Origin of the sequence: Mesorhizobium sp. M7A.F.Ca.CA.002.05.1.1 (assembly GCF_003998335.1) — a bacterium.
GTDB lineage: Bacteria > Pseudomonadota > Alphaproteobacteria > Rhizobiales > Rhizobiaceae > Mesorhizobium.
On the sequence record NZ_RZQI01001663.1, the window covers coordinates 1 to 431 of the forward strand.

The window sequence follows — 431 nt, forward strand, 5'->3', positions numbered from 1 at the left end:
TCGTCCGCAGCAGGCGGGCGCCCTCGATCAGGGCCTTCAGTTCTTCCTGCTTGAAGAATTTCAGCAGGCGGCTGGCCGACGGCTTGCCCATCGCCACAAGTATGGCGGCCGCCTTCTGCGCGCGGGTCAAGGTCACCGGCGTCGTCATGCCACTCGCCTCCGCTGCCACCGGCAAGCCCCGCAAACCATGTCTAGGCGCCCTTCGTGCCGGCGATGATTTCGGTCAGCCTGATGCCGAACCGCGACGGATCGCTTTCCAGCACGGTGATCTCGCCGCGCGCGATCTTGCGGCCGTTGACCACGACGTCGACAGGTTCGCCGATGCGGCGATTGAGCGCCACGGTCGACCCTTTTTGCAGCGCCATCAGATCGGAGACCGGCATCTCGGTGCTGCCGAGGATGATCTGGACATCGACGGGGATGTTCATGAT

General features: G+C 64.5%; 1 protein-coding gene and 1 pseudogene. Both read right to left on the reverse strand.

The window, feature by feature from the left end; all coding sequences use genetic code 11:
* Positions 1-148 (reverse strand): annotated as a pseudogene (locus tag EN939_RS37660) (flagellar motor switch protein FliG); the annotation flags it as partial.
* Positions 149-191: 43 nt separating this feature from the next.
* Positions 192-431 (reverse strand): flagellar motor switch protein FliN (gene fliN, locus EN939_RS37665; protein ID WP_127272167.1); only part of this gene is annotated, 240 nt, incomplete at its 5' end.